Source organism: Luteimonas sp. R10 (assembly GCF_045689605.1).
Classification (GTDB): Bacteria; Pseudomonadota; Gammaproteobacteria; order Xanthomonadales; family Xanthomonadaceae; genus Luteimonas.
This window is the reverse complement of the sequence record NZ_CP141262.1, coordinates 2,139,148-2,163,355: the sequence shown is the minus strand read 5'-3', so window position 1 is coordinate 2,163,355 and position 24,208 is coordinate 2,139,148. Positions and strand designations below refer to the sequence as shown.

The 24,208-nt window shown below is 69.4% G+C and carries 21 protein-coding genes; 15 read left to right on the top strand and 6 right to left on the bottom strand.

Annotated features, from left to right (window positions below):
* Nucleotides 1-617: 617 nt before the first annotated feature.
* Nucleotides 618-2,423, top strand: coding sequence for an SLC13 family permease (locus tag U3649_RS09225; protein WP_407354522.1), 1,806 nt, complete (start codon nt 618-620; stop codon nt 2,421-2,423).
* Between the two features lie 329 nt (nt 2,424-2,752).
* On the opposite strand, the gene U3649_RS09220 is transcribed toward U3649_RS09225, so the two are convergent.
* The 3 genes from U3649_RS09220 to U3649_RS09210 form a co-directional block, all read right to left on the bottom strand.
* A complete protein-coding gene (locus U3649_RS09220) occupies nt 2,753-3,532 on the bottom strand; it encodes a CPBP family intramembrane glutamic endopeptidase (protein WP_407354521.1) in 780 nt (259 codons plus the stop codon).
* A 405-nt stretch (nt 3,533-3,937) separates the two neighbouring features.
* On the bottom strand, nt 3,938-7,087 hold the full coding sequence (locus U3649_RS09215; protein ID WP_407354520.1) for an amidohydrolase family protein: 3,150 nt from the start codon (nt 7,085-7,087) through the stop codon (nt 3,938-3,940).
* 189 nt (nt 7,088-7,276) lie between these two features.
* Nucleotides 7,277-7,531: a hypothetical protein gene (locus tag U3649_RS09210; RefSeq protein ID WP_407354519.1), complete on the bottom strand. Its 255-nt coding sequence runs from the start codon at nt 7,529-7,531 to the stop codon at nt 7,277-7,279.
* A 51-nt stretch (nt 7,532-7,582) separates the two neighbouring features.
* Here U3649_RS09210 and U3649_RS09205 point away from each other — a divergent pair, with 51 nt between their 5' ends.
* Both U3649_RS09205 and U3649_RS09200 read left to right on the top strand, forming a co-directional pair.
* The gene (locus U3649_RS09205) at nt 7,583-7,873 is read left to right on the top strand and encodes a prevent-host-death protein (RefSeq protein ID WP_407354518.1); all 291 of its coding nucleotides are present in this window, start codon (nt 7,583-7,585) and stop codon (nt 7,871-7,873) included.
* A gap of 13 nt (nt 7,874-7,886) precedes the next feature.
* Nucleotides 7,887-8,228, top strand: coding sequence for a type II toxin-antitoxin system RelE/ParE family toxin (locus tag U3649_RS09200; RefSeq protein ID WP_407354517.1), 342 nt, complete (start codon nt 7,887-7,889; stop codon nt 8,226-8,228).
* Nucleotides 8,229-8,238: 10 nt separating this feature from the next.
* Here the strand turns inward: U3649_RS09200 and U3649_RS09195 are convergent, their stop codons facing one another.
* A complete protein-coding gene (locus tag U3649_RS09195) occupies nt 8,239-8,658 on the bottom strand; it encodes a helix-turn-helix domain-containing protein (protein WP_407354516.1) in 420 nt (139 codons plus the stop codon).
* 166 nt (nt 8,659-8,824) lie between these two features.
* Here U3649_RS09195 and U3649_RS09190 point away from each other — a divergent pair, with 166 nt between their 5' ends.
* The 3 genes from U3649_RS09190 (at nt 8,825) to U3649_RS09180 (ending at nt 10,463) form a co-directional block, all read left to right on the top strand.
* Nucleotides 8,825-9,520 (top strand): XAC0095 family protein, encoded by a 696-nt coding sequence (locus U3649_RS09190; RefSeq protein WP_407354515.1) that lies wholly within the window; start codon nt 8,825-8,827, stop codon nt 9,518-9,520.
* Nucleotides 9,521-9,874: 354 nt separating this feature from the next.
* On the top strand, nt 9,875-10,159 hold the full coding sequence (locus tag U3649_RS09185; RefSeq protein WP_407354514.1) for a CopG family ribbon-helix-helix protein: 285 nt from the start codon (nt 9,875-9,877) through the stop codon (nt 10,157-10,159).
* A gap of 1 nt (nt 10,160) precedes the next feature.
* Nucleotides 10,161-10,463 carry a type II toxin-antitoxin system RelE/ParE family toxin gene (locus U3649_RS09180; protein WP_407354513.1) on the top strand — a complete coding sequence of 101 codons (303 nt, stop codon included), beginning with the start codon at nt 10,161-10,163 and terminating at the stop codon, nt 10,461-10,463.
* Nucleotides 10,464-10,615: 152 nt separating this feature from the next.
* Here the strand turns inward: U3649_RS09180 and U3649_RS09175 are convergent, their stop codons facing one another.
* On the bottom strand, nt 10,616-11,410 hold the full coding sequence (locus U3649_RS09175) for an alpha/beta fold hydrolase (protein WP_407354512.1): 795 nt from the start codon (nt 11,408-11,410) through the stop codon (nt 10,616-10,618).
* Between the two features lie 317 nt (nt 11,411-11,727).
* On the bottom strand, nt 11,728-12,816 hold the full coding sequence (locus U3649_RS09170; RefSeq protein ID WP_407354511.1) for a substrate-binding domain-containing protein: 1,089 nt from the start codon (nt 12,814-12,816) through the stop codon (nt 11,728-11,730).
* A gap of 195 nt (nt 12,817-13,011) precedes the next feature.
* On the opposite strand from U3649_RS09170, the gene U3649_RS09165 reads away from it, so the two are divergent.
* The 9 genes from U3649_RS09165 to U3649_RS09125 all read left to right on the top strand — a co-directional run bounded on the left by U3649_RS09165 (nt 13,012) and on the right by U3649_RS09125 (nt 24,186).
* The gene (locus tag U3649_RS09165; protein ID WP_407354510.1) at nt 13,012-14,700 is read left to right on the top strand and encodes an OFA family MFS transporter; all 1,689 of its coding nucleotides are present in this window, start codon (nt 13,012-13,014) and stop codon (nt 14,698-14,700) included.
* A gap of 8 nt (nt 14,701-14,708) precedes the next feature.
* On the top strand, nt 14,709-15,251 hold the full coding sequence (locus U3649_RS09160; RefSeq protein WP_407354509.1) for a formate dehydrogenase subunit gamma: 543 nt from the start codon (nt 14,709-14,711) through the stop codon (nt 15,249-15,251).
* Nucleotides 15,248-16,849, top strand: a complete 1,602-nt coding sequence (locus U3649_RS09155; protein ID WP_407354508.1) for a formate dehydrogenase beta subunit — start codon at nt 15,248-15,250, stop codon at nt 16,847-16,849. The genes U3649_RS09160 and U3649_RS09155 overlap by 4 nt, the downstream gene beginning before the upstream one ends.
* 259 nt (nt 16,850-17,108) lie before the next feature.
* Nucleotides 17,109-20,027 carry a formate dehydrogenase subunit alpha gene (gene fdhF, locus U3649_RS09150; protein ID WP_407354507.1) on the top strand — a complete coding sequence of 973 codons (2,919 nt, stop codon included), beginning with the start codon at nt 17,109-17,111 and terminating at the stop codon, nt 20,025-20,027.
* On the top strand, nt 20,024-20,878 hold the full coding sequence (gene fdhD, locus U3649_RS09145) for a formate dehydrogenase accessory sulfurtransferase FdhD (protein WP_407354506.1): 855 nt from the start codon (nt 20,024-20,026) through the stop codon (nt 20,876-20,878). Before fdhF ends, fdhD begins: the two co-directional genes overlap by 4 nt.
* Entirely contained in the window at nt 20,875-21,126 is a 252-nt protein-coding gene (locus tag U3649_RS09140) for a formate dehydrogenase subunit delta (RefSeq protein WP_407354505.1), read from the top strand. The genes fdhD and U3649_RS09140 overlap by 4 nt, the downstream gene beginning before the upstream one ends.
* Before the next feature lie 176 nt (nt 21,127-21,302).
* Nucleotides 21,303-22,289, top strand: a complete 987-nt coding sequence (locus tag U3649_RS09135; RefSeq protein WP_407354504.1) for an aldo/keto reductase — start codon at nt 21,303-21,305, stop codon at nt 22,287-22,289.
* Nucleotides 22,290-22,503: 214 nt separating this feature from the next.
* Complete coding sequence (locus U3649_RS09130) at nt 22,504-23,799, top strand: NTP/NDP exchange transporter (RefSeq protein ID WP_407354503.1); 1,296 nt, start codon at nt 22,504-22,506, stop codon at nt 23,797-23,799.
* 171 nt (nt 23,800-23,970) lie between these two features.
* A complete protein-coding gene (locus tag U3649_RS09125) occupies nt 23,971-24,186 on the top strand; it encodes a DUF6289 family protein (RefSeq protein ID WP_407354502.1) in 216 nt (71 codons plus the stop codon).
* Nucleotides 24,187-24,208: the final 22 nt, after the last annotated feature.

Sequence of the window (24,208 nt, the reverse complement as noted above, 5' to 3'; positions counted from 1 at the left end):
GTGTGTTCGGCGCCCGTCAAAACGGCAGCCAAAAGCAAATCGCTTCCGCGATTCCCCGCCCCCGCGCAGCGCGCGGGGGCGCTCGAGCCGTCGCAAGCCTGCGGCTTGCAAGCGCCGGCTTTCGCCCCCCTCGATCCCCCTTTTTCAAAGGGGGAAGACCGCCATGGCAAGTTGCTGCGCGACCCTGCCTACGGCTGCCTGATCATCACGTGATTGCTGTTCTTGCCTCCTTTGAAAAAGGGGGCTGGGGGGATTTGCGGTGCGCCCCGCCAGGCCAGCGCAACTGCAATCGCTTGGTGGGTTCCGACAATCCAGTCGCGACTCCCGTCGCTCCCACAGGGCGAGGAAGCACCACACCAGCGCTCCCGGGACCGGCGGCTTTGGGACCGGCTGTTGCGGGAGCGGCCGTCGCGGGAGCCGCTGCTGCCAGCGCGGCTGGCGCGAAATCGGCTGTCGTGGGAGCGACGGAAGTCGCGACAATCCTCCGGCGGGCCACGCGATCCCGGCTACCCCACAACTGCCGCCGCTCCCGCAGGGACGCTCCGCCGGCCAGGCCCGCCGACACCGGCACCCACCCGCCGGCAGACACTTTAACCCCAGCCATGCACACTTAGGCCATGACCTTCGATCAGGCCCTGTTCCTCCTCGTCCTCGCCGGCGGCCTGTACCTGTTCATCAGCGAGCGGCTGCGGGTGGACGTGACCGCCATGCTGATCCTGCTGGCGCTGGTGCTGACCGGCGTGCTGGACAGCCGCCAGGCGCTGGCCGGGTTCGCCAGCGAGCCGGCGATCATCGTCGCCGCGGTCTTCGTGATCTCGGGCGGCATGGCCGCCACCGGCATCACCGAGCGCATCGGCCAGTGGATCGGGCACGCGGCAGGCTCGAGCGAGAGCCGCGCGGTGGCGGTGGTGATGCCGACGGTGGCGGCGCTGTCGTCGTTCACGCATCACGTGATGGTCACGGCGATGATGCTGCCGATCCTCAACCGCTTCGCCCGGTCGAAGCACATGTCGGTCTCGCGCCTGCTGATGCCGATGTCGTTCGCGGCCTCGCTCGGCACCACGCTCACCCTGGTCAGCGCCCCGGCCTTCCTGCTGGCCAGCAACCTGATCGAGCGCAACACCGGCGAGGGACTGGGCATCTTCTCGATCACCCCGATCGGCATCGCGCTGGTCGCGGTGGGCGTGGCCTACATGCTGGCCGCGCGCTGGCTGCTGCCCCGCCACCAGGGCGAGTCCGACGACGGCGGCTACCTGCGCCTGGACCGCTACCGCACCGAGCTGCTGATCGTCGAAGGCTCGCGCTGGAGCACGCGTCCGCTGGCGGACCTGCAGAAGGCGCTCGGCGACCGCTTCCGGCTGCTGGGCTGGCTGCGCGACGGCGCCCTGCGCGACGACCTCAAGGACACCAGCGTGCTGCTGAGCGGCGACATCCTGCTGGTCGAGGCGTCGGCCGATGCGCTCGCCTCGCTGCACGACGATCCCGGCCTCGACCTGTACGCGCTCGCCCGCCACGGCGCCGCCGCGACCGCGGCGCCCGCCGGCGCCAGCGACGCGCAACTGGTGCAGGCGCTGATCGCGCCGGGCTCGGAGTTCATCGGGCACTCGGTGCGCGAGCTCGACTTCTCGCGCCGCTTCAAGGCGGTGATCGCCGGCCTGTGGCGGCGCGACGAACAGCCGACCGGGCGCCTGGCCGACGCGCGCCTGCGCGAGGGCGACCTGCTGGTGTTGTGGGGCCGGCCCAGCCATTTCGCCGAACTGGCGGCGCACCACGGCTTCCTGATGCTGGTGCCGTTCGCCGGCGAGGCCAAGCGCCGCGTCCGCGCGCCGCTGGCGCTGGCGGTGCTGGCGGCCACCGTGATCGCCGCCGCCACCGAATGGCTGGCGGCGCCGCTGGCGTTCCTGCTCGGCGCCGTGGCGATGGTGGCCACGCGCTGCGTCGACATCAACCAGGCCTACCGCGAGATCGACGTGCGCATCTTCGTGATGATCGCCGGCGTGATCCCGCTGGGCATCGCCATGGAACAGACCGGCACCGCCGACCTGTTCGCGCGGCACCTGTTCGACGTGGTCGAGCACTGGCCGCCGCTCGGCGTGCTGCTGGTGATGTTCACCATGGCCGGCCTGCTCACGCAGATCCTGTCCGACGCCGCGACCACCGTGCTGCTGGGGCCGATCGCCGTGTCGCTGGCCGACGCGCTCGGGCTGTCGCCGGTGCCGTTCGTGGTCTGCACCGCGCTCGGCGCGGTGGCGTCCTTCCTCACCCCGATCGGGCACCACGGCAACCTGCTGGTGCTCGGTCCCGGCCAGTACCGCTTCAACGACTTCCTGCGCATCGGCCTGCCGCTGACGGTGATGATCGCCCTGGTCAGCGCCTGGATGGCGCGCTGGCTGTGGCTCGACGGGCCGTTCTGGCCGTTTTGACGACATCGCTGCACATGCACGCCCCCTTTTCAACGGAGAAGACACGCGAAAGCACGGCAGGCGCGACGCGTCCGACTCGCTACACGCGCACTATTCCCCCTTTGAAAAAAAGGGGCTGGGGCTGAGGTTTCCCCACATTTCCCGCAGCCCATCTTCCCCCTTTGAAAAAGGGGGATTGAGGGGGATTTGCTGTTGCTGTTGCTTGGTCGGGCACCGAGCAAATCCCCCCCAACCCCCCTTTTTCAAAGGGGGGAAGCAGCCAAGCCGTTGAATTGATTGCAGGAAAACAGGGGGAACCTCAGAGGCTGGGGGATTCGCCTTTCCGATGGCTAACGCCCGGCCCTTGCGCTTTCCAGGCGCTTCTTGCGCACGTTCCAATGGACGAGGACGGGCATCCAGGCAAGGACCACCACCCCGACCAGCAGGAGCTTTCTACCGCCTGGATCCGAGACCCCGCCGATCTGGTTGAAGGCCAGGAAGTTGAAGACGAAATGGAACGATGCGGCCACGAGGACGGAGTTCGTCTTCTCGACGAGCGATCCCAACAGGTAGCTGGCCACGATGAGAATGAGAAGGAACTCGACTTGCGAGGCGAGGCTCGACTGGGCGTCCAGGAAGCTGAGATGCCAGACGTACCAGATCGACCCAACGACCAGGTATCTCTTCCATCGCGAAAGCGGGGTCGTCGCGTTCTGGAGGAAGCCGCGCCAGCCCGTTTCCTCGAGCAGGCAATAGACCGAAATCGTTGCGCCAAGGGCAAGCCCGAACAGGTGCGGGTCGACGCCGTTGTCGTTGTTGATCCCGAGCGCTCCGAACACCGCCACGGGAATCCCCCACAGGACCAACGCGTGCGCGGGCGCATCGCCGAGGTAGGTGGCGGGCCTCCAGAAGCGTCGAAAACCCCGCGTGAGGATGGCCGCGGCGATCAGCACCCCGATGCCTTCGAGCACCGCTTGGAGAAACGGCGCACCGAAGACAAGCCTGTCCTTCATGTCGATGACGTTGTTGCGGAACGGATACGCGACGGCCGTAGCGATCACGGCGAAGGCCGCGATCTGCGGCCAAGGGGTCCGGTGCGTTCCTTCTATCGCGCGTGCGTCGATGTCCATGCGGGGCTCTGGCGCCTTGTGCTTTGCAGTGCTCCTACAATAAGGCCGAACGCCCGCCGTGCGTACGCGGCGACGCCTGGATGTCGATGGCACCGTAGTTCTGCATTGAAGGCTGGATGGAGCGGGTGCACATGGCCATGCGAGGCTGGCCGGCGCCCTGCCCTGCACGATTCCGCAAAGACGCATTGGAAAATCGCTGCCGTCATCCCCGCGAAGGCGGGGATCCATGGACTTTATGTTCCCGCCCTTCGCGGGAATGACGAGTTTCAACACCGGAAATCGCCGGGTCATGGGTGGCTCGAAACGGCGGGGGCCCGAGAGGCTGCCACGTCGAGCGCGCCGAAGCGCGCGTCGCCACGCCGCACGCCGTCCGGGCGATCCCGCCCGGACGGCGTGGTGCTCGGCTCAGTGCTCGTGCGCGCCCTGCCACAGCTCGGGGTCGTGCCACCAATGCGCGTCGTCGTGCCGCGACGCCGCGTGCGATGCCGCGGGTGCCGCCGGACTGGAGGCCGTGGCCCGCCTGGCCTCCGCGGAAGCGAACGGCGCCATCAGTTCCTCGAGGCCGTACATCCTGCCGTTCTTCATCACCGCCTGCACGTTCGCCAGGTCGGCGATGTCCTGCAGCGGATCGCCGGCGACGAACACCAGGTCGGCGAGCTTGCCGCGCTCGACGCTGCCCAGGCTGTCGGCCACGCCGAACTCCTGCGCCGGGCGCAGCGTGGCGCTCTGCAACGCCTGCCACGGCGCCATGCCGTACTTCACCTGCGCGCGCAGGTTGAGGTGCAGCGCCACGGCCGGGTTGTCGAGCGGCGAGTCGGTGCCGGCCAGCACGCTGCCGCCGCCCGCCAGCACCGCGGCCAGCGTCTCCTCCTCGCGGCGCAGCCGCTCGAGGCTGATGCTCTGGTCGGTGCCGACCGCCAGGTCGCGCTTGGCGCGCAGCGCCGCCTGCTCCCACGGCGGGTTCAGCGCGAGCAGGCGCGGATCGTCCACCATCTCCGGATCCTCGGCGTACAGCGAGGGGTTGAACGTGGTCGAGATCACGAACATCCGGGAAGCCGCCAGCAGGTCCACCACGTCGCCGTAGGTGGCGCCGGTCAGCGATCGCGTATAGGCGAAGCCCAGGCGCGAGGTGGCGCTCAGGTGCGTCATGCCGTCCATGTTGAAGGCCAGGCCGGGCAGCATGTAGTGCGACGCCGCCCACACGCCCATCTGCTCGTGCGCGAATTCCGCCGAGAGCGCCTGGTCCTCGTGCGGCAGCCGGACATAGGTCTTGAGCATGTCGTAGTCGAGCGCGTCGGCGCGTTGCAGCTCGCGCGCGAGCTGGCGGTCGCCGCCGGTCACCGGGCGCATGAAGTTGTAGTAGACGCGCTCGCCGTCGATCGCCTCGCCGCTGGCGAAGAAGCGCGGCCCCACCCGCTGCCCGGACGCATAGGCCTCGCGCGTCTCCACCGCGCGATAGACCGGATCGCCGACCGACTGCAGCGACGTCACCCCGTAGGCCAGCCACAGGCGCCCCAGGCGCGCGCCGAAGAACTTGCCGCTGATCCACTCGTGGGTATGCGACTCCCACAGCCCGGGCAGCACCGTGTACTGCGACGCGTCGACAAACTCGGTGCCGTGGCCGCGGCCGGCGACGTGCGCGGCGTCGCGGTGCGGCTGCACCTGCACGATGCGGTTGTTCACCACGGTGATGTCGACGTTGGTCCGCACCTCCGGGCCGCGCCCGTCCCACAAGCGCCCGGCGTGGATGACCGTCCTGCCGGCGGTCCGTTCCGGCTGCCAGTCGAGCCGCAGCGGTACGTGCGCGGGCCGGCCGCCGTCGCGCGAGACCATGCGCAACCGGCCGTTGGACAGGTACAGCAGCTTCTGCGAATCGCCGCTCCAGGTCGGCGCATCGGTGACCTCGGTGGTCAGCTGCCGCGCGGGCCCGGCGGGATAGCCGTCGCCGTCGACCGGCATCGTCCACAGCGCGCTTTCCATCACGAAGGCGAGCGCGCTGCCGTCGGGCGAGTACACCGGCCCGTCCTCGCCGCGCGTGCTCAGCGACTTGAACGGCGCCGGCTCCCAGTACCGCAGCTCATCGCTGGCGACGTCCGCGGTCAGGATCTGGCTGGTGCCCTCGCGGAAGCGGCGCGAGTACGGCTTGAGCGCGGCGATCGACACCGTGCTGCCGTTCGCCGACCAGCTCGGCTTGCCGGGCGCGAACAGCGACGGGATCAGCGGCGTCACGTTGCCGGTCGACAGCGCCACGATCCGCGTCGCGCCGGTCTCGTCCTGGAAGGCGATGCGGTCGCCGTCCGGCGACCAGGCCGCGGACACCTCGGCGCCCGGCAGCGACGTGACACGCCGTTCGTCGCCGGTCGCCAGGTCGTGGACGTACAGGTCCTGCGTGCCGGCCTTGTCCGAGGAATACGCGATCCGTCCGCCGTCCGGCGACCAGGCCGGGTCGGCCTTGTAGTACCTGTCGTCGGTCAACGCGCGCGGCTTGCCGCCGATCCTCGCCACCCAGATCTGGTTGAGCGCCTGGAAGGTCAGCCGCGTGCCGTCCGGCGACAACGCCGGGCCCACGATCCCCTTCGCCTGGCGGCGCGCGGGGGAATCGAAGACGGAACGCTTGCGCGGGTAGTCCGGGCGCGCGAAACGGATGTCGGCCTCGAACGGGATCCGCGCGCCACCGCTGCCGTCCGCGCGCACCGTGCGGATCCCGCCGTCGCCGGTATACAGCAGCGTGTCCGCGGTCAGCCAGCGGGCCGGGAACGGAAACACGTCGGTGGCCTCGCCGACCGGCTGGCCGGCCACCATCAGCCGGCTGACGTTGTTCCGCAGCTGCACGTAGGCCAGCGTGGCGCCGTCCGGCGACCACGACGGCGCGAACAGCTGCGCCCCCTCCGGCGCGGTGACCAGTGTCGAGCGCTCGCCGGTCGCCAGCGTCACCGCCTCGATCTTCGTGCCGCTGGCGCTGGCCCCGCTGACGAACGCCAGCCGGGTGCCGTCGGGCGACCACGCCGGCTCGAATTCCTCGACCGTGTCGTCGTCGGTGATGCGGACCGGTTCGCCGCCGTCGCGGCCGACCGTCCAGATGTCGTAGCTGCCGCCGAACGCGCGGTCGGACGCGAACGCGATCGTGGCGCCGTCCGGCGAGAAGCGCGGGTCGCGATGGTCGCCATGGCCGCTGGTCAGGCGCTGCAGCCCTTCGCCGTCCGAACGGACGGTCCAGATGTTGAAGTTGCCGTCCCGGAACGCCTGGAACGCGATCAGGTCCTGCGTGGGCGACCAGTCGGGCCTGGCCGGCTCCAGCAGGCTGTCGGTGATGCGTTCGGCCTTGCCTCCGCTTGCCGGCAGGCGCCACAGCACGCCCTGCAGATCCATGACGATCGCCTGCCCGTCCGGCGACACCGTCGCCGCGAGATTGGTGCCTTCGTCGACCGTGACGACCTGCGATGCGCCATCGCGGGCGGCCGGGTCGTCCGCCGTTGCCGCCCCGAATGCGGCGCACGCCGCACACACGACCGCCCCCGCGACGACTGCGCGCAGGGCCGCTGACGAGTGTTTCATGACATCTCCTCGTAGCCGGGCGCCGGGAGCCATCGGCGATGCGACGGTCTCCAGCGGCGCGAACCCCTGCAGGGACACGCTTCCATACGCGGCCACGCCGGCTCAATTCGACGTTGGTCGATACGTGACGCCGTTGCGACCTGAATGCAGCGAAGCGGCAGATGACGCAAAGTCGCGCGGCGCGGCGCCTCAGTCCTTCATCGAAGTGATGAAGATTTGCGCCAGTGCCTTGGCCTGCAGCAGCGCGATCAACCGGTAGTCGCGGATTGCGGCGCAGATGCGCCGTCCGGTGTCGAAGGTCGGGCGTGTCGCTGTATCGATGGGTCGTTCTGGAGCCTGGCTCGGGCACTGAAGACACTCCTGAAGTGAGATCAGGGTGTCCAGGAATACGCCTTCGCCTGGGCGTACCAGCTTCTGGCCTGGCACGGACACCTTGAAGCTCACCCACCCTTAGATTAATGTATCCGTTAATGTTTCCACGCACTGGAGCTTGCCATGACCATCACCAGTGAAGACATCGTGCCGCTGAACAAGGTGCGGGCGTCGTTGACCGCGCTGGCCGAGGAGGTGCGTGGCGGGCGCGAGAAGATCATCACCCGCAACGGCGAGAGCTACGTGGCGCTGGTGGATGCGCGCAGGCTGGATTACTACCACCGCCTGGAACGCGAACTGCTGCACCAGGACCTGCTGGGCGATGCGGTGAAGGGATTGGAGGACGTGCGCGAGGGCCGCACCACCACGCCTGCCGAGCTGAAGCGCAAGTTGGCACGCAGGCTGGCGAAGTAGCCGGAAGGCGGGCGTGCGCTTCCGGTTCACGCTTCAGTTCGAGGCAACGCTGCAGCAGGCGCTGGATTTCCTGCTCGACAGCGATGCGCCGGACGCCGCGTCGCAGTTGGCCGACATCGTGCTGGACCACTTGCCTGCGTTGCTGCGCGAGCACCCGCGCATCGGCCGCGATTTCATGCTGCGGAGCCCTGCCACCGCGCAGGCGCAGGCGTTGCACGAACAGGTGCGCGTGCGGCTGGGCGCCGCGGCAGAGTTGCGCGAGTACATCCTTGGCGACTACCTGGTGCTGTACGCCATCGAGGGCGACACCCTCTACGCCATGTCCATCCGGCATCACCGCCAATCAGGAACGTGAGCCCGGCGCGTTACGAGAGAAATTCCACCAGCGCCTTGCGCTTGGCTTCGGGCAGCCTGCGGAAGGCGTCGAGCAGGCGGTCCTCGCTGCCGGTGACGCGGCGGTAGACGGCGGAAGCCTCGCCGACCCTCAACTGGACGTGTCCGCGGCCAGTGGCCAGCCATTCGAGGCTGGCGTTGAAATCCTTCGCCAGCGCGATGATGCGCGAAAGCTCGGGCAGGGCGAGGCCCGTGAGCCATTTGCGGGCGGTCTCGCGCGACACCGCATAGCGGTCCGCCAACGCGCCGGTCCTTCCGCGTCCCGGCACGAAATCGGCGCGGTCCAGCATGTGCCGCAGGCGGTCCGCGAACTCCTCATGAGGTGCGGCCATCCGAATCCCTTGATTGTTCTCGTTTCTGCAGAAAGCCCATCCCAGGGCGGTGTCGTGCAAGTGCATCGATTGTTGCGCAGGGGCAGCGGAATGCACGCATCTTTTGGTTGTTGACAATAACGAATTCCGATTGCATATTGAGCTCGTGCGGACTCGCCCTGCTGTCGCCAGGCCCGTATGCAGCGACTCCGCATCGTCATGCACTTCATGGAGTGAGGAGGCAACGATGTCGAAGTTCGATTCGGATGATCTGGACACGACCGGCTACTTCCTGCCGGAGGACAGCCAGTTTCGGCTAACGAGGCTGCGCGATCACATCAGGTTCCTGGGGCGGCTGGCGCAGCCGCGCATGGCGGACGAGGCGCGGGAATGGGCGCCGGAGGTGTCCATGGGCGAGTTGGCGTTCTGCCTGGAATCGTTGGCGGAACAGGTGGACCTGGTGCTGGAGGAGGTGTCGTGGCCCGCGCTGCGGGACCAGGAGGCGGAGGATGCCGAGGACGCCGCCGAGACCGCGGCGACGCCGGAGGCGTCGGAGGAGCCCGATACGACCGCCGAACACTTCGCTTTCGGCGTCACCCTGGATCAGATCGACGAGTTCGACCGATTGATCCAGGCGATCTCGGCCCACGGCGATGTCCTGGCGGCCGGCCAGGCTGCAGGACTGGCCGACCATACGCTACCGCAGGTGGGACAAGCGATCCTTGACGGAGTAACCGCCGTGCGCGCCATCCTGGATGAGGTGGAAGCACAGCAACTCGGACACGCGCCTGGCCCGAGCACCGGCGTGGGCGAAGAGCGAGGGGTGTACCGCGCCGGGCCCGAGCGCTCGACCGCGAACGGCACGCCCGGTCCCGCGTTGCCAGTGCTTGCATATCGGCCGACGGAACACACCGGGCGGTCGCGCAGCTTGCGCCTGCACTGATCCAAACACGCATTGCGCGCCAGGCGGAGACGCTTTCCTCCTGGCCGCAAAAGTTTGCCAAGCAAGTTCTACTTCCGTGGCGCCTACCCACTGGAGAAGCGCTTGCGGTGACAGGTGTTATCCGTCAGGGCGCGGCGCGGACGGACGCTCCGACGGCAGCGCTCGGCCCGCGGCCAGCGCGCTGATCGAGGGAAACGCCTTCGGCAGCGTCTGCACGATGCCGCGCTACTCGGCAATCCCTGCGCCACGGCGCCTTCCCCGGCCAGCCAAGCTGAACCTACCGCCCGCCCTTCGCTTGCCTGTGTCACATTTGTGCTACTTTGCCACAAGGCCGCAGCGCGCCGGGAGCCCCGCATGAGCACCACCACCATCCGCTTGCCCGAAGATCTCAAGGCCCGCGTCGCCCGCGCGGCGAAGGAGGCCGGCACCACCTCGCACAACTTCATCCTGGAAGCGATCGCCGAGAAGGCCGAGCTGGCCGAGCAACGCGCCGGTTTCCGCAACGAGGCGGAGCGACGCTACGCACGCATCGTGGAAACGGGCGAGACCATCGACTGGGAGGAGTACCGCGCGTACATGATGGGCCGTGTCCGTGGGAAATCGGTCAAGCGCCCGGTGGCACGCAAGCTCGCGAAATGACGTGGCAGCCGTCAAGCTCGCCCCCGAGTTCGCGGATGATCTGGATCGGATCACCGATTTCCTGCTGAGCCACGGGATCACCGATATCGAGGATCGGTTGCGCGGCATTGCCGATGCCCTCGACGTGCTGCGGGCCAATCCCCTGATCGGCCGTGCTGACGGCGACGACACCTTGCGTGAGCTGGTGATCGGCCGGGGTGCTCGCGGATACGTTGCGCTGTATCGGTATGCAGCCTTGGTGGATACCGTGTTTGTATTGGCGATTCGTGCGCAGCGTGAGGCGGGCTATGCACGGGACGGATGAAACCGAGGCCGATACCCGCGCCCATCGCATCGGCCCCGTGCTGCGCAGATCGACAAATCAGGAAACACGCGGCCGGCATCGCGGTGCTGAGGGAGAATCCCGGATGAGCGGGCGCCGGCGGCCATAGCGCCGGCTCCCGCCGCGCGGCCCGGTTAGTCCTTGAGCTTGTCGCTCGCCCCCTTCGCCGCAGCATCAATCACCTCCGCCACCGCCTTCGGCTGCGTGAAATACAGCGCATGGCTGGCCTCGACGTAGCTGATCTCGGCGCCGATGCGCTCCGCCATGTGCACCAGCATCGCCTGGTCGAAGGCCCTGTCCTCGGTGGCGATCACCGCCCAGCTGGGCCTGCTGCGCCAGGCGGCGTGCTTCACCGGGATTTCGAACTCGGCCATGGTGATCGGCACCTGCGAGTCGCGCAGGAAGGCGGCATCCTCGTCGCTGGCGTCGGCGGCGAAGCCGGCCTTGAACTTGCCGCCGTCGAGATAGCCGATGCCGTCGGGGTGCACGTCGATCACGAACTCCGGCGTTGCCGCGAATCCGGCGTACTGCTGGGCGGTGGTTTCGCCGGCATCGGGGGCCAGCGCGGACACGTAGACCAGGCCGGCGACCTTGTCGTGCACGCCGGCTTCGGTGATCACGGTGCCACCCCAGGAATGGCCGACCAGGATGGCCGGGCCGTCCTGGCGGTCGAGCACGCGGCGGGTGGCGGCCACGTCGTCGGCCAGCGAGGTCAGCGGGTTTTGCACGATGCTCACGCGGTAGCCGCGGGCGGTGAGCTCGTCATAGACGCCGCGCCAGCCGCTGCCATCGGCGAAGGCGCCGTGTACCAGCACGATGTTGCGCACGGGCTCGGCGTTCGCATGGCCGGCGGGGCCGGCGGCCTGCGCCTGCGCGCCGAAGTTGGTGGCCATGGCAGCGGCCAGGAGGGTCGGAAAGAAGCGGGTCATGGGCGTGTCCTCGATCGGTGATGGGGCGGCCGCTACGGGAGTGGGTGGCCGGTGGAGGCACTGTGCCGGGACTGGGCGAGTGAAAGGCGGCCAGGCGTCCGGAAGATTTGATCGGGCGTCCATGACGAGGGCAGGCGCGGCGCCGATGGCCGGTGCGTGCCGGCGCGCACCTTGCAACGTGCCTGGCGTGGCCGCGGTGCGCACCATCCTGGATCAGGTGGAAGCGCAGCAGTTCGGGCACTGCCCAATGGGGAAACTTACGGTCGCAGGTGTTATCCGTCGGAGCGCGGTGCGGACGCACGCTCCGACGGCAGCGCTCAGCCCGCGGCCAGCGCGCGGATCGAGGGAAACGCCTCCGGCAGCGTCTGCACGCTGCCGCAGTAGCTCGGGTCGTAGCCGGGCAGCTGGCCGAGGGCGTGGCGGAAGGCATCGCCGCGCAGCAGGTCGAGCAGTTCGCCGAGGCGGCCGCTGTCGAGGGTCTCGGCGCGGCAGAGGAAGAAGTAGTGCTCGGTGGCCAGTGGCACGAAGTCGAGGCCGTAGCGACGCGCGGGCGGTTCCAGGGCGAGGCCGACGTCGGCCAGGCCGCTGGCGACGTAGGCGGCGACGGCGGCGTGGGTGAGTTCCTCGACGTCGCAGGCGTGGATGGCGGCGAAGTCCAGGCCCTGGCGGGCGAGCATGCACTCGAGCAGCAGCCGCGTGCCGGAGCCGGGCTGGCGGTGGATGAAGCGCAGGTCGTCGCGCGAGAGGTCGTCGAGCGTGTGCACCCGCTTGGGGTTGCCCGCCGCGAGCACCAGGCCCTGGCGGCGCATCGCCAGGTGCAGCACGCGGTCGTCGGCCAGGTCCAGGCGATCGAGATAGTGGGCGGCCAGTTCGCCTTCCAGTTCGCCGATCGGCAGGTGCAGGCCGGCCAGGTCGCAGCTGCCGGCGCGCAGCGCGGCCAGGGCGTCGTCGGGGCTGCGGTACTTGAGGTCGAGCGGCATGCCGTCGTCGGACATCACCCGGCGCAGGGTCTCCACGCCGAAGCCGTGCGAGGCATGGATGCGCAGCGGCATGGCCTGGGCGCTGACGTAGCGCTCCAGCTCGGTCTCCAGTTCGGTGGCCAGGCTGTCGAGCGTGGGCGAGAGCCGTGCGGCGATGCGCTTGTCGGCCCAGGCCAGGCGCTCGCCGATGGGCGTGAGCAAGGCGCCACGGCCGCGGGTCATGCGCAGCAGCGGGCGGCCGAGCATGGTTTCGGCCTGTTTCAGCAGGCCCCAGGCATAGCGGTACGACAAGTCGACGCGGCGGCAGGCGGCGGCCAGCGAACCGGTGTCCTGCACGGCCAGCAGCAGCGCGATCAGCCGCGGCGGCAGGCGCGCGCCGCCTTCGGTTTCCAATTCCCAGCCCGGTTGGATCCTGACCTTGAACATCCCGCCTCCGATGTTGCGGCGCAGCCCGCCCAGGGGGCCGATTCAACCGGCTGCAAACAGCATCTTATTCGACCATCGAAACATGCGCATGGCGCCAATCTGTACTAGCCTCGGGTCCGGGCCGACACCTTATTCATGTAATCAATAGCATATTTCAAGGGCCGGCGACCACCAACCAGTACCGGGAGGGGATGCGTGTCCAGTCAGCCTGCGAGTGCGGTTCTCGATCCGTCGTCCACCACCGTCCCAGGACTGCTCTCCCGGGAGCGCATCATCGCCAGGCCCGGGTTCAACCGCTGGCTGGTGCCGCCGGCGGCGCTGGCGATCCACCTGTGCATCGGCATGGCCTACGGCTTCAGCGTGTTCTGGCTGCCGTTGTCGATGGCGGTCGGCGTCGACCAGGCGCTCGCCTGCCCGGCCGACATGGGCTTCTTCGCCCGGATCTTCTCCGCCAGCTGCGACTGGAAGATCAGCGAGCTGCAATGGATGTACACGCTGTTCTTCGTGCTGCTGGGCTGCTCGGCGGCGCTGTGGGGCGGCTGGCTGGAACATGCCGGCCCGCGCAAGGCCGGCGTGGTGGCGGCGCTGTGCTGGTGCGGCGGCCTGGTGATCTCGGCGCTGGGCGTGCACTGGCACCAGCTGTGGATGCTGTGGCTGGGCTCGGGCGTGATCGGCGGCATCGGCCTGGGGCTGGGCTACATCTCGCCGGTGTCGACGTTGATCAAGTGGTTCCCGGACCGGCGCGGCATGGCCACCGGCATGGCGATCATGGGTTTCGGCGGCGGCGCGATGATCGGCAGCCCGCTGGCCGACAGCCTGATGCGCTACTTTTCCACGCCCACCTCGGTCGGGGTGATGCAGACCTTCCTGGTGATGGCGGCGCTGTATTTCGCCTTCATGATGGCCGGCGCGTTCGGCTACCGCGTGCCGCCCACCGGCTGGAAACCCGCCGGCTGGACGCCGCCCGCGCAGAACGGCAATGCCATGATCACCCAGGGCCACGTGCACGTGAAGAAGGTCTGGGGCATTCCGCAGTTCTGGCTGGTGTGGGCGGTGCTGTGCCTCAACGTGTCGGCCGGCATCGGCGTGATCGGCATGGCCTCGCCGATGCTGCAGGAGATGTTCGGCGGCCGCCTGCTCGGCATCGACGCCGGCTTCGGCGAGCTGGACGCCACCCAGCTCGGCGCGATCGCGGCGATCGCGGCCGGCTTCACCGGTCTGCTCAGCCTGTTCAACATCGGCGGGCGGTTCTTCTGGGCGTCGATGTCGGACAAGCTCGGACGCAAGAACACGTACACGGTCTTCTTCCTGCTCGGCATCGTGCTGTACGCCAGCGCGCCGAGCCTGGGCACGGCCGGCAGCATCGCGCTGTTCGTGTTCGCGTTCGGGGTGATCCTGTCGATGTACGGCGGCGGCTTCGCCACGGTGCCGGCGTACCTGGCCGACCTGTTCGGCACGCAGATGGTCGGCGCCATCCACGGCCGCCTGCTCACCGCCTGGGCGACCGCCGGCATCCTCGGCCCGGTGGTGGTGGGCTACATGCGCGAATACCAGCTGGGGCTTGGCATGCCGCCCTCGCAGGTCTACAACACCACCATGTATATCCTCGTGGGGATGCTGGTGCTGGGCCTGGTCTGCAACCTGCTGGTGCGCCCGGTGAACCCGAAGCACTTCATGACCCCACAGGAGCTGGCGCACGAGAAGCGGCTGGCGCACGAGAAGGTCGACGCCGGCGGCGCGTCCACGATCCCGCAGGACGAAATGTTGCGGATCGGACGCGGCGGCAATCCGCTGCTGGTTGCCGGCGCCTGGACGGCCGTGGGCCTGCCGCTGCTCTGGGGGGTGTGGATCACCCTGGACAAGGCGCTGGTCCTGTTCCGCTGAGGCGACCGATGGGCAAACGCACGAAAAAGATCGATTCGGTGACCGAGGTGGTGCCGCAACTGGCGGCATCGCAGCAGCAGGCGGTGGCCACCGCGCTGGAACGGCATCGCACGCGGCCCGGGGCGCTGCTGCCGATCCTGCACGAAGTGCAGGACGCGCTCGGTTACGTGCCCGGCGGCGCGGTGGCGCCGATCGCCGCTGCATTGAACGTCAGCCGCGCCGACGTGCACGGCACGATCAGTTTCTATCACGAATTCCGCACCTCGCCGCCGGGCCGGCACGTGCTGCGGTTGTGCGGCGCCGAGGCCTGCCAATCGATGGGCGCGCGCGCGCTCGAACGGCATGCGCGCCAGCGCCTGGGGCTGGCACCCGGGCAACGCGACAGCCGCGACCGCAGGTTCACCCTGGAACCGGTGTACTGCCTCGGCAACTGCGCGCTGTCGCCGGCGCTGCTGCTGGACGGCGAACTGCATGGCCGGGTCACGCCGCAACGCTTCGACGAACTGGTCGATGCCTGCGACGTCGAAGTCCTCGAAGGAGGTACCGCATGAGCGCGACCACGCTCTACGTGCCGCGCGACGCCGCCGCGGTTTCGGTCGGCGCCGATCGCGTCGCCGAGGCGATCCGGCGCGAAGCCATGGCGCGCGGCGCCGAGATCCGCATCGTCCGCAACGGCTCGCGTGGGCTGCTGTGGCTGGAGCCGCTGGTCGAGGTGGCCACGACGCAGGGCCGCATCGCCTATGCGCCGGTGACGCCGGCCGACGTGGCCGCATTGTTCGACGCCGGCTGGCTGCACGGCGGCGCGCATGCGTTGCGGCTGGGCGACATCACCCGGCACCCCTACTTCGCCGGGCAGGAGCGGCTGACCTTCGCCCGCGTCGGCGTGATCGATCCGGTCGATCCCGATGACTACGCCGCCCACGGCGGCTGGAAAGGCCTGCAGCGCGCCCTGGCGATGTCGCAGGCCGAGATCGTCCAGGCCGTCACCGACTCCGGCCTGCGCGGCCGCGGCGGTGCCGCCTTCCCGGCCGGCATCAAGTGGAAAACGGTGCTCGAAGCGCCAACGCCTCGCTCTTCCGAATCCCCAATCCCAAATCCCGAATCCCCGCCTTCAAAATACATCGTCTGCAACGCCGACGAGGGCGACTCGGGCACGTTCTCCGACCGCATGCTGATGGAAGGCGATCCATTCTGCCTGATCGAGGGCATGGCGATCGCCGGCGTCGCGGTCGGCGCCACCCAGGGCTACATCTACCTGCGCAGCGAATACCCGCACGCCTGGCGCGTGCTCAACGAGGCCATCGCGCGCGCCTACGCCGCCGGCTGGCTGGGCGCGGACATCGGCGGCTCCGGCCGGCGCTTCGACCTGGAAGTCCGGCTCGGCGCCGGCGCCTACATCTGCGGCGAGGAAACGTCGCTGCTGGAAAGCCTGGAAGGCAAGCGCGGCATGATCCGCTTCAAGCCGCCGCTGCCGGCGATCGCCGGCCTGTTCGGCCGGCCCACGGTGATCAACAACGTGATCAGCCTGGCCTCGGTGCCGTTCATCCTGGCCGAAGGCGCGGCCGCCTACCGCGACTACGGCGTCGGCCGCTCGCGCGGGACCCTGCCGCTGCAGCTGGCCGGCAACATCCGCCACGGCGGGCTGGTGGAAAAGGCCTTCGGCCTGACCCTGCGCGAGCTGCTCTACGACTACGGCGGCGGCTCGGCGTCCGGCCGGCCGATCCGCGCGGTGCAGGTCGGCGGGCCGCTGGGCGCCTACCTGCCCGAATCGCGGTTCGATACGCCGCTCGACTACGAGGCGTTCGCCGCGATCGGCGCGATGCTGGGCCACGGCGGCATCGTCGCCTTCGACGACAGCGTCGACATGCGCGAGCAGGCGCGCTTCGCGATGCAGTTCTGCGCGATCGAGTCCTGCGGCAAGTGCACGCCGTGCCGGATCGGCTCGACCCGCGGGGTCGAGGTGATCGACCGCATCGCCGCCGCGCCCGATCCCGCCGCGCAGCAGGCGCTGCTGCGCGACCTGTGCGACACCCTGCTGCACGGCTCGCTGTGCGCGCTCGGCGGGTTGACGCCCTACCCCGTGCTCAGCGCGCTGGACCATTTTCCCGAGGACTTCGATTCTCGCAAGACCCACGAGGCGGCCGCGTAGCGGCAGACGGAGATGTCCGATTTTTCTATCCAAGTCGCCTATCCACCGTCAATCTCGCGTAGGCGGGAATCTATGGACTTTGCCCGGCAGTGTCGTAAACGAAAGATGACGTCCATGGATTCCCGCCTACGCGGGAATGACGGGTTCCGGATTTTCGGCTGCTGGGACGACGAATGCCGGATTTCCGGCTGGTGAAATGACGAATGCCGTGTTCCCGCCTGCGCGGGAATGACGACGTACTGGTTCTTAGGAGACCGCCATGCGCTCCATTGCCGAAAACGACCTGGGCACGCCCCACCCGCAGCTGTTCCGGCTCGAGCCGCTGCAGACCGTCGCGCTGGAGATCGACGGCGTGCGCCTCGAAGTGCCCGAGGGCACCTCGGTGATGCGCGCGGCGGCGATCGCCGGGACCAAGATCCCGAAGCTGTGCGCGACCGACTCGCTGGAAGCGTTCGGCTCCTGCCGGCTGTGCCTGGTGGAGATCGAGGGCCGCAAGGGCTATCCCGCCTCCTGCACCACCGAGGTCGCCGAGGGCATGCGGGTGCGTACGCAGTCGCCGAAGCTGGCGCAGCTGCGCCGCGGGGTGATGGAGCTGTACATCTCCGACCACCCGCTCGACTGCCTCACCTGCCCCGCCAACGGCCATTGCGAACTGCAGGACATGGCCGGCGCGGTCGGCCTGCGCGAGGTGCGCTACGGCTACGACGGCGCCAACCACGTGCAGCCGACGCAGCAGGGCGGCAGCGCCAATCCGCTGTTCGCCGCCAAGGACGAATCCAACCCCTACTTCGCCTTCGATCCGTCCAAGTGCATCGTCTGCTCGCGCTGCGTGCGCGCCTGCGAGGATGTGCAGGGCACGTTCGCGCTGACCATCCAGGGCCGCGGCTTCGGCTCGAAGGTCGCCGCCAGCCAGGACCAGCCCTTCCTCGACTCCGAGTGCGTGAGCTGCGGCGCCTGCGTGCAGGCCTGCCCGACGGCGACGCTGTCGGAGAAGTCGCTGATCGCGATGGGCCAGGCCGACCACAGCGTGGTCACCACCTGCGCCTATTGCGGCGTCGGCTGCTCGTTCCGCGCCGAGATGCAGGGCGAGGAGCTGGTGCGCATGGTGCCCAACCAGGACGGCCACGCCAACCACGGCCACTCCTGCGTCAAGGGCCGTTTCGCGCTCGGCTATGCCACCCATCCCGACCGCATCACCACGCCGATGATCCGCGAGAAGATCACCGACCCGTGGCGGGTGGTGAGCTGGGAGGAGGCGATCGCGCATATCGCGCGCGAGTTCAAGCGCATCCAGGCCGAGCACGGGAAGTTCTCGATCGGCGGCATCACCTCCTCGCGCTGCACCAACGAGGAGACCTACCTGGTGCAGAAGCTGGTGCGCGCCGGCTTCGGCAACAACAACGTCGACACCTGCGCCCGCGTGTGCCATTCGCCGACCGGCTACGGCCTGAAGCAGACGCTGGGCGAATCGGCCGGCACCCAGGACTTCGACTCGGTGCGCGAGGCCGACGTGATCATGGTGATCGGCGCCAACCCCACCGACGGCCATCCGGTGTTCGCCTCGCAGATGAAGCGCAGGCTGCGCGAGGGCGCGCGGCTCATCGTCGTCGATCCGCGCCGCATCGACATCGTCAAGACCCCGCACGTGGACGCCGACCACCACCTCAAGCTGCGCCCAGGCACCAACGTCGCGATGCTCAACGCGCTGGCGCACGTGGTCGTCGGCGAAGGGCTGGTCGACGAGGCCTTCGTCGCCGCGCGCTGCGAGGCGGAGGCGTTCGACAAGTGGCGCGCGTTCGTCGCCGACCCGGCGCAGTCGCCGGAGGCGATGGCGGCCGAACTCGGCGTTCCGGCGCAGGAGGTGCGCGCCGCGGCCCGCCTGTACGCCACCGGCGGCAACGCGGCGATCTACTACGGCCTCGGCGTCACCGAGCATTCGCAGGGGTCGACCGCGGTGATGGCGATCGCCAACCTCGCCATGGCCACCGGCAACCTCGGCCGCCGCGGCGTCGGCGTCAACCCGCTGCGCGGGCAGAACAACGTGCAGGGCTCCTGCGACATGGGCTCGTTCCCGCACGAACTGCCCGGCTACCGCCACGTCTCCGACGCCGAGGTGCGCGGCCTGTTCGAGCGCGAGTGGGGCGTCAGCCTGCACGACGAGCCCGGCCTGCGCATCCCCAACATGTTCGAGGCCGCGCTCGACGGCGAGTTCAAGGGCCTGTACATCGAGGGCGAGGATATCGGCCAGTCCGACCCCAACACCCGCCACGTCACCGCCGCGCTGTCGGCGATGGAATGCGTGGTGGTGCAGGACCTGTTCCTCAACGAGACCGCCAAGTACGCGCACGTGTTCCTGCCCGGCAGCTCGTTCATGGAGAAGGACGGCACCTTCACCAACGCCGAGCGCCGCATCTCGCGGGTGCGCAGGATCATGGCGCCGAAGGCCGGATACGCCGACTGGGAGATCACCCAGCTGCTGTCGAACGCGATGGGCTACCCGATGCACTACACGCACCCGTCGCAGATCATGGACGAGATCGCGCGGCTCACCCCGACCTTCACCGGCGTCAGCTTCGACCGCATCGACGAACTGGGCAGCATCCAGTGGCCCTGCAACCAGGCGCACCCGGCCGGCACGCCGACGATGCACGTCGACGAGTTCGTGCGCGGCAAGGGCCGATTCATGCTGACCGGCTACGTGCCCACGCGCGAGAAGGTCAACGCGCGCTTCCCGTTGCTGCTGACCACCGGGCGCATCCTCAGCCAGTACAACGTCGGCGCGCAGACCCGGCGCACGCCCAACTCCACCTGGCACGACGAGGACCGGCTGGAGATCCACCCGCACGACGCCGAGGAGCGCGGCATCGCCCACGACGACTGGGTCGGCGTGGCCAGCCGCGCCGGCGACACCGTGCTGCGCGCGCGCATCACCGACCGCGTGCAGCCGGGCGTGGTCTACACCACCTTCCACTTCCCGGGATCGGGCGCCAACGTCATCACCACCGACAATTCCGACTGGGCCACCAACTGCCCCGAGTACAAGGTGACGGCGGTGCAGGTCACACGCGTCACCCAGCCGTCCGAATGGCAGCAGCGCCACCATGCGTTCAACGCCCTGCAGGAATCGCTGCTGCCGGAAACGGCCGCCGGGGTAGGCGGCGCGCTGGCCGGGCGATGACCGCCGCCGTGGCCAACGACCCGCCGCCCCCTGCACCGGTGCCCGGCAGCGCGCTGCGGCCGGTCGAGCGCCATCGCCTGCGCGACGAACGCCGCTACGACGACCATGTCGCCGAGGAAGTGCCGGTCGCCTTCGTCTACAACGACGTTCCGTTCGCGGTGATGATGGCGACGCCGGCCGACCTGGAGGACTTCGCGCTCGGCTTCGCGCTGAGCGAGGGGATCGTCTGCGCCGCGCACGAGGTGCGAATCGAGCGCATCGAGCACCTGCTCGAAGGCGTCGAGATCCGGCTGCGCGTTCCCGAACATCGTGCGCAGGCGCTGGAACGGCGTCGCCGCAGCCTCAGCGGCCGCAGCGGCTGCGGCATCTGCGGCAGCGAGCTGCTGGAAGCGGCGCTGCGCCGCCCCGACCCCGTGGGCGACGGCGCCGCGATCACGCCGCACGCGCTCTCCGCCGCGTTGCGCGGGCTGCGCGAGGGCCAGGCGCTGAACGCGCGCACCGGCGCCACCCACGCCGCGGGCTGGGCCGATGCCGGCGGACGGATCGCGCTGGTGCGCGAGGACGTTGGCCGCCACAACGCGCTCGACAAGCTGATCGGCGCCCTGGCCCGCGGCGGACACGATCCGCAGACCGGGTTCGCCGTGGTCACCAGCCGCGCCAGCTACGAGATGGCGATGAAGGCCGCCGGTGCCGGCATCGCCCTGCTCGCCGCGATCTCGGCGCCGACGGCGCTGGCGATCTCGCTGGCCGAGCGCGCCAACCTCACCCTGATCGGCTTCGCGCGCGACGACGGCTACGCCGTCTACACGCATCCACGCCGCATCGACGCCGGCAACGGAGACGGGACGTGAACGCAGAGCGCCTGGCCGACATGGCCAACGACATCGCCGCCTATTTCCGCTCCGAGCCGGACCATGCCGCGGCCGTGGCCGGCATGGTCGCGCACCTGCAGCGCTTCTGGGAGCCGCGCATGCGCGCGCAGCTCGTGCGCCACTGCCGACAGGGTGCGGAAGGTCTCGATCCGCTGGCGCGCGAGGCACTGGCGGAACTGCAACGGCAGGCCGATGCCAAGGCGAACGCGGCACCGGAACAAGCGTGATCGTGGTCGTGCGGCAGGCGCGCGGCGTCGCGACTCCCGCCGCTCCCGCGGGTGGCGGACGGTCGAATGGGCCTGCGCCGGGGCGTAGGCGTCCGCGAACCGCCATCGCGCGGCCACGTTGAGTTATCCGTCCGGCGTACTAAGATCGAACGTCCACCGCTGCCCAGGAGCCCGTCATGACGTCTCGCCGCGATTTCCTGACCACCGCCTCGCTCGCCGTGACCGGACTCGCGCTGGCACCGCTCGCCGCCTGCAGTCGCGAAACGCCACCGGCGGCCGCACCGACGCCGACGACGCCGGCGACGCCAGCGCCCGGGCCGGCGCCCCTCCCCGACGCAGGCGAGCTGATGACCCGCGCCATTCCGGCGACCGGCGAGCAGGTTCCGGTGGTCGGCGCCGGCACGTCCGGCAGCTACGAGGTGCCGCTGGACTCGGAAGAATTCGAGGCGTTGAAGGAGACCATCCGCACGTTCTTCGAGGGCGGCGGCCGGGTGTTCGACACCTCGCCCAACTACTCCAACGCCGAGGACGTGCTCGGCGCGCTGCTGGAGCAGGGCGGCTGGCGCGACCAGTGCTTCCTCGCCACCAAGCTCGCCGCCGACGACCGCGCGGCGATGGAGGCGCAATGGAGCGACTCGCTGCGCCGGCTGCGCACCGACCGCGTCGAGCTGCTGCAGGTGCACAACCTGCGCGAGTGGCAGACCGCCCTGCCCTACGCGCGCGAACTGAAGGAGCAGGGCCTGACGAAATACGTCGGCCTCACCCATTACCTCGAAAGCGGCCATGCCGAGCTGGAGCGCATCATGCGCGCCGAGAAGCCGGACTTCATCCAGATCAACTACTCGGTCAGCGCGCCGCAGGCCGCCGAGTCGCTGCTGCCGGCCGCGCAGGAGCTCGGCGTCGCCGTGCTGATCAACCGCGCCTTCGACGACGGCAAGCTGTTCGCGCAGGTCGGGGACAAGCCGCTGCCGGACTGGGCCGAAGAGGCCGGCGTGACCTCGTGGGCGCAGATGTTCCTGAAGTTCGCGATCAGCCACCCGGCGGTCACCGCGGTGATCCCGGCGACCGGCAAGGCCCACCGCCAGGCCGACAACCTGCAGGCCGGCACCGGCGCGCTGCTGAGCGAGGCGCAGCAGGCCGGACTGGTGCGGATGTTCGCTTGAGCCGATCGGGCATGGCCGGCTCCCCGCCATGCCTGCGCAGGCAGGCATCCATTTCGCACCCGGCCGGGTGCGCGGCCCGACCGTCGGGCAATGGCTGCCTGGATCCCGGCCTTCGCCGGGATGACGGTGCGGGCGGCCGACGATCCGCGGGTCGCCATGTGCTCGGCCGATGGCCTGCTGGTCGCGGCCTCGTCGTTCGCTGGGGCGCATGGGCATGACCGGGTGGATCGGCCGCTGGCTGTCGCGCGCGTTCGGCGTCGAACGCGAGGAGGCCGGCGCGGTCGTCGCCGGCTTCACGATGTTTTTCCTGCTGTTCGCCGGCTATTTCATGCTGCGGCCGGTGCGCGAGACGATGGGCATCGCCGGCGGAGTCGAGAACCTGCAATGGCTGTTCACCGGCACCTTTCTCGCCACGCTCGCGGCGATGCCACTGTTCGGCTGGATCGCGGGCCGGGTACAGCGGCGGCGCATCCTGTACTGGGTCTACGGATTCTTCGCGACCAACCTGGTCGCGTTCGGAGTCTCGTTCCTGTCCGATCCCGACAACGTATGGATCGCGCGCACGTTCTACGTCTGGATCTCGGTGTTCAACATGATCGCGATCTCGGTGGCCTGGAGCGTGCTGGTCGACGTGTTCGCCGTGAGCCAGGCCAAGCGCCTGTTCGCGCTGATGGCGGCGGGTGCCAGCCTCGGGGGGCTTACCGGGCCGATGCTGGGCGTGTTCCTGGTCGGACCGATCGGGCATGCCGGCCTGATCTTCCTCTCGGCCGCGCTGCTGATCGGATCGGCGCTGGCCGCGCGCCAGGTCCACCGCTGGCGCGAACGCCACCCGTTGGCGCCCGACGAGACCGCGAAGCGGCAGCGCCCGCTTGGCGGCAGCCCGTTCGCCGGCGCGATCGAGGTGTTCCGGTCGCCGTACCTGCTCGGCATCGCCGTGTTCGTGCTGCTGCTGGCCAGCGTCACCACCTTTCTCTACTTCGAGCAGGCGCGGCTGGTCGAGGCGCGCTTCCCCGATCCCGTCGACCAGACCCGCGTGTTCGGCATCATCGACACCATCGTGCAGACGCTGGCGATCCTGTCGCAGCTGTTCCTCACCGGCCGCATCACGCAGAAGCTCGGGGTCGGCGTGCTGCTGGTCGCGGTGCCGCTGGTCGCCGCGGCCGGCTTCCTCTGGCTGGCGTTCGCACCGACCTTCGCGGTGCTGGCGGTCGTGATGGTCGCGCGCCGCGCCGGCGAGTACGCCTTCGTGCGGCCCGGACGCGAGATGCTCTACACGGTGGTGGATCCGGAGGCCAAGTACAAGGCCAAGAACTTCAACGACACCGTGGTCTACCGCGGCGCCGACGCGGTCAGTGCCTGGGTCAAGGCCGGCATCGACATGGTCGCGCAGCAGCCGATGATCGCGATGCTGATCGGTTCGGCGATCGCCCTGGTCTGGGGCTTCACCGGCGGCTCGCTGGCGCGGGCGCAGCGGCGGATCGAGACCGCGGCGGCCGCAGAGAACGCCTGACGGAACGGCGCCCGGCTCGCCGGGTTGGCGCCAGGTTCCGGTCGTTTGTCCGCCGTCCCGGAGACTCCCGACAGCCGAACGGACGACCGGCATCCGTCTCGTTCTCGCGATGCGCGATCGGGTTCGGCATACTCGCCGCTACAGGGGACCACGTATCGAGTGAGGTGGACCATGAAACGTCTGAAACTCGCGACCGGGCTCTGCCTGTTGGCCCTCTTGGTGGCCAATATCGCCTCCGCCGGCCCAAAGGCCGGCTGGTATCGCGCCTATTACGACGAAGCCGGCGTCCAGGTGGGCGCCCGGGGTTGGGACTGCGATCTGCAATCGATCGCCTGGGGCGTGGTCACCGAGCGCCACTACACCACCAACATCTGCCTGATGGAGTAGGCCGTCAACGGCGACTGCGGCG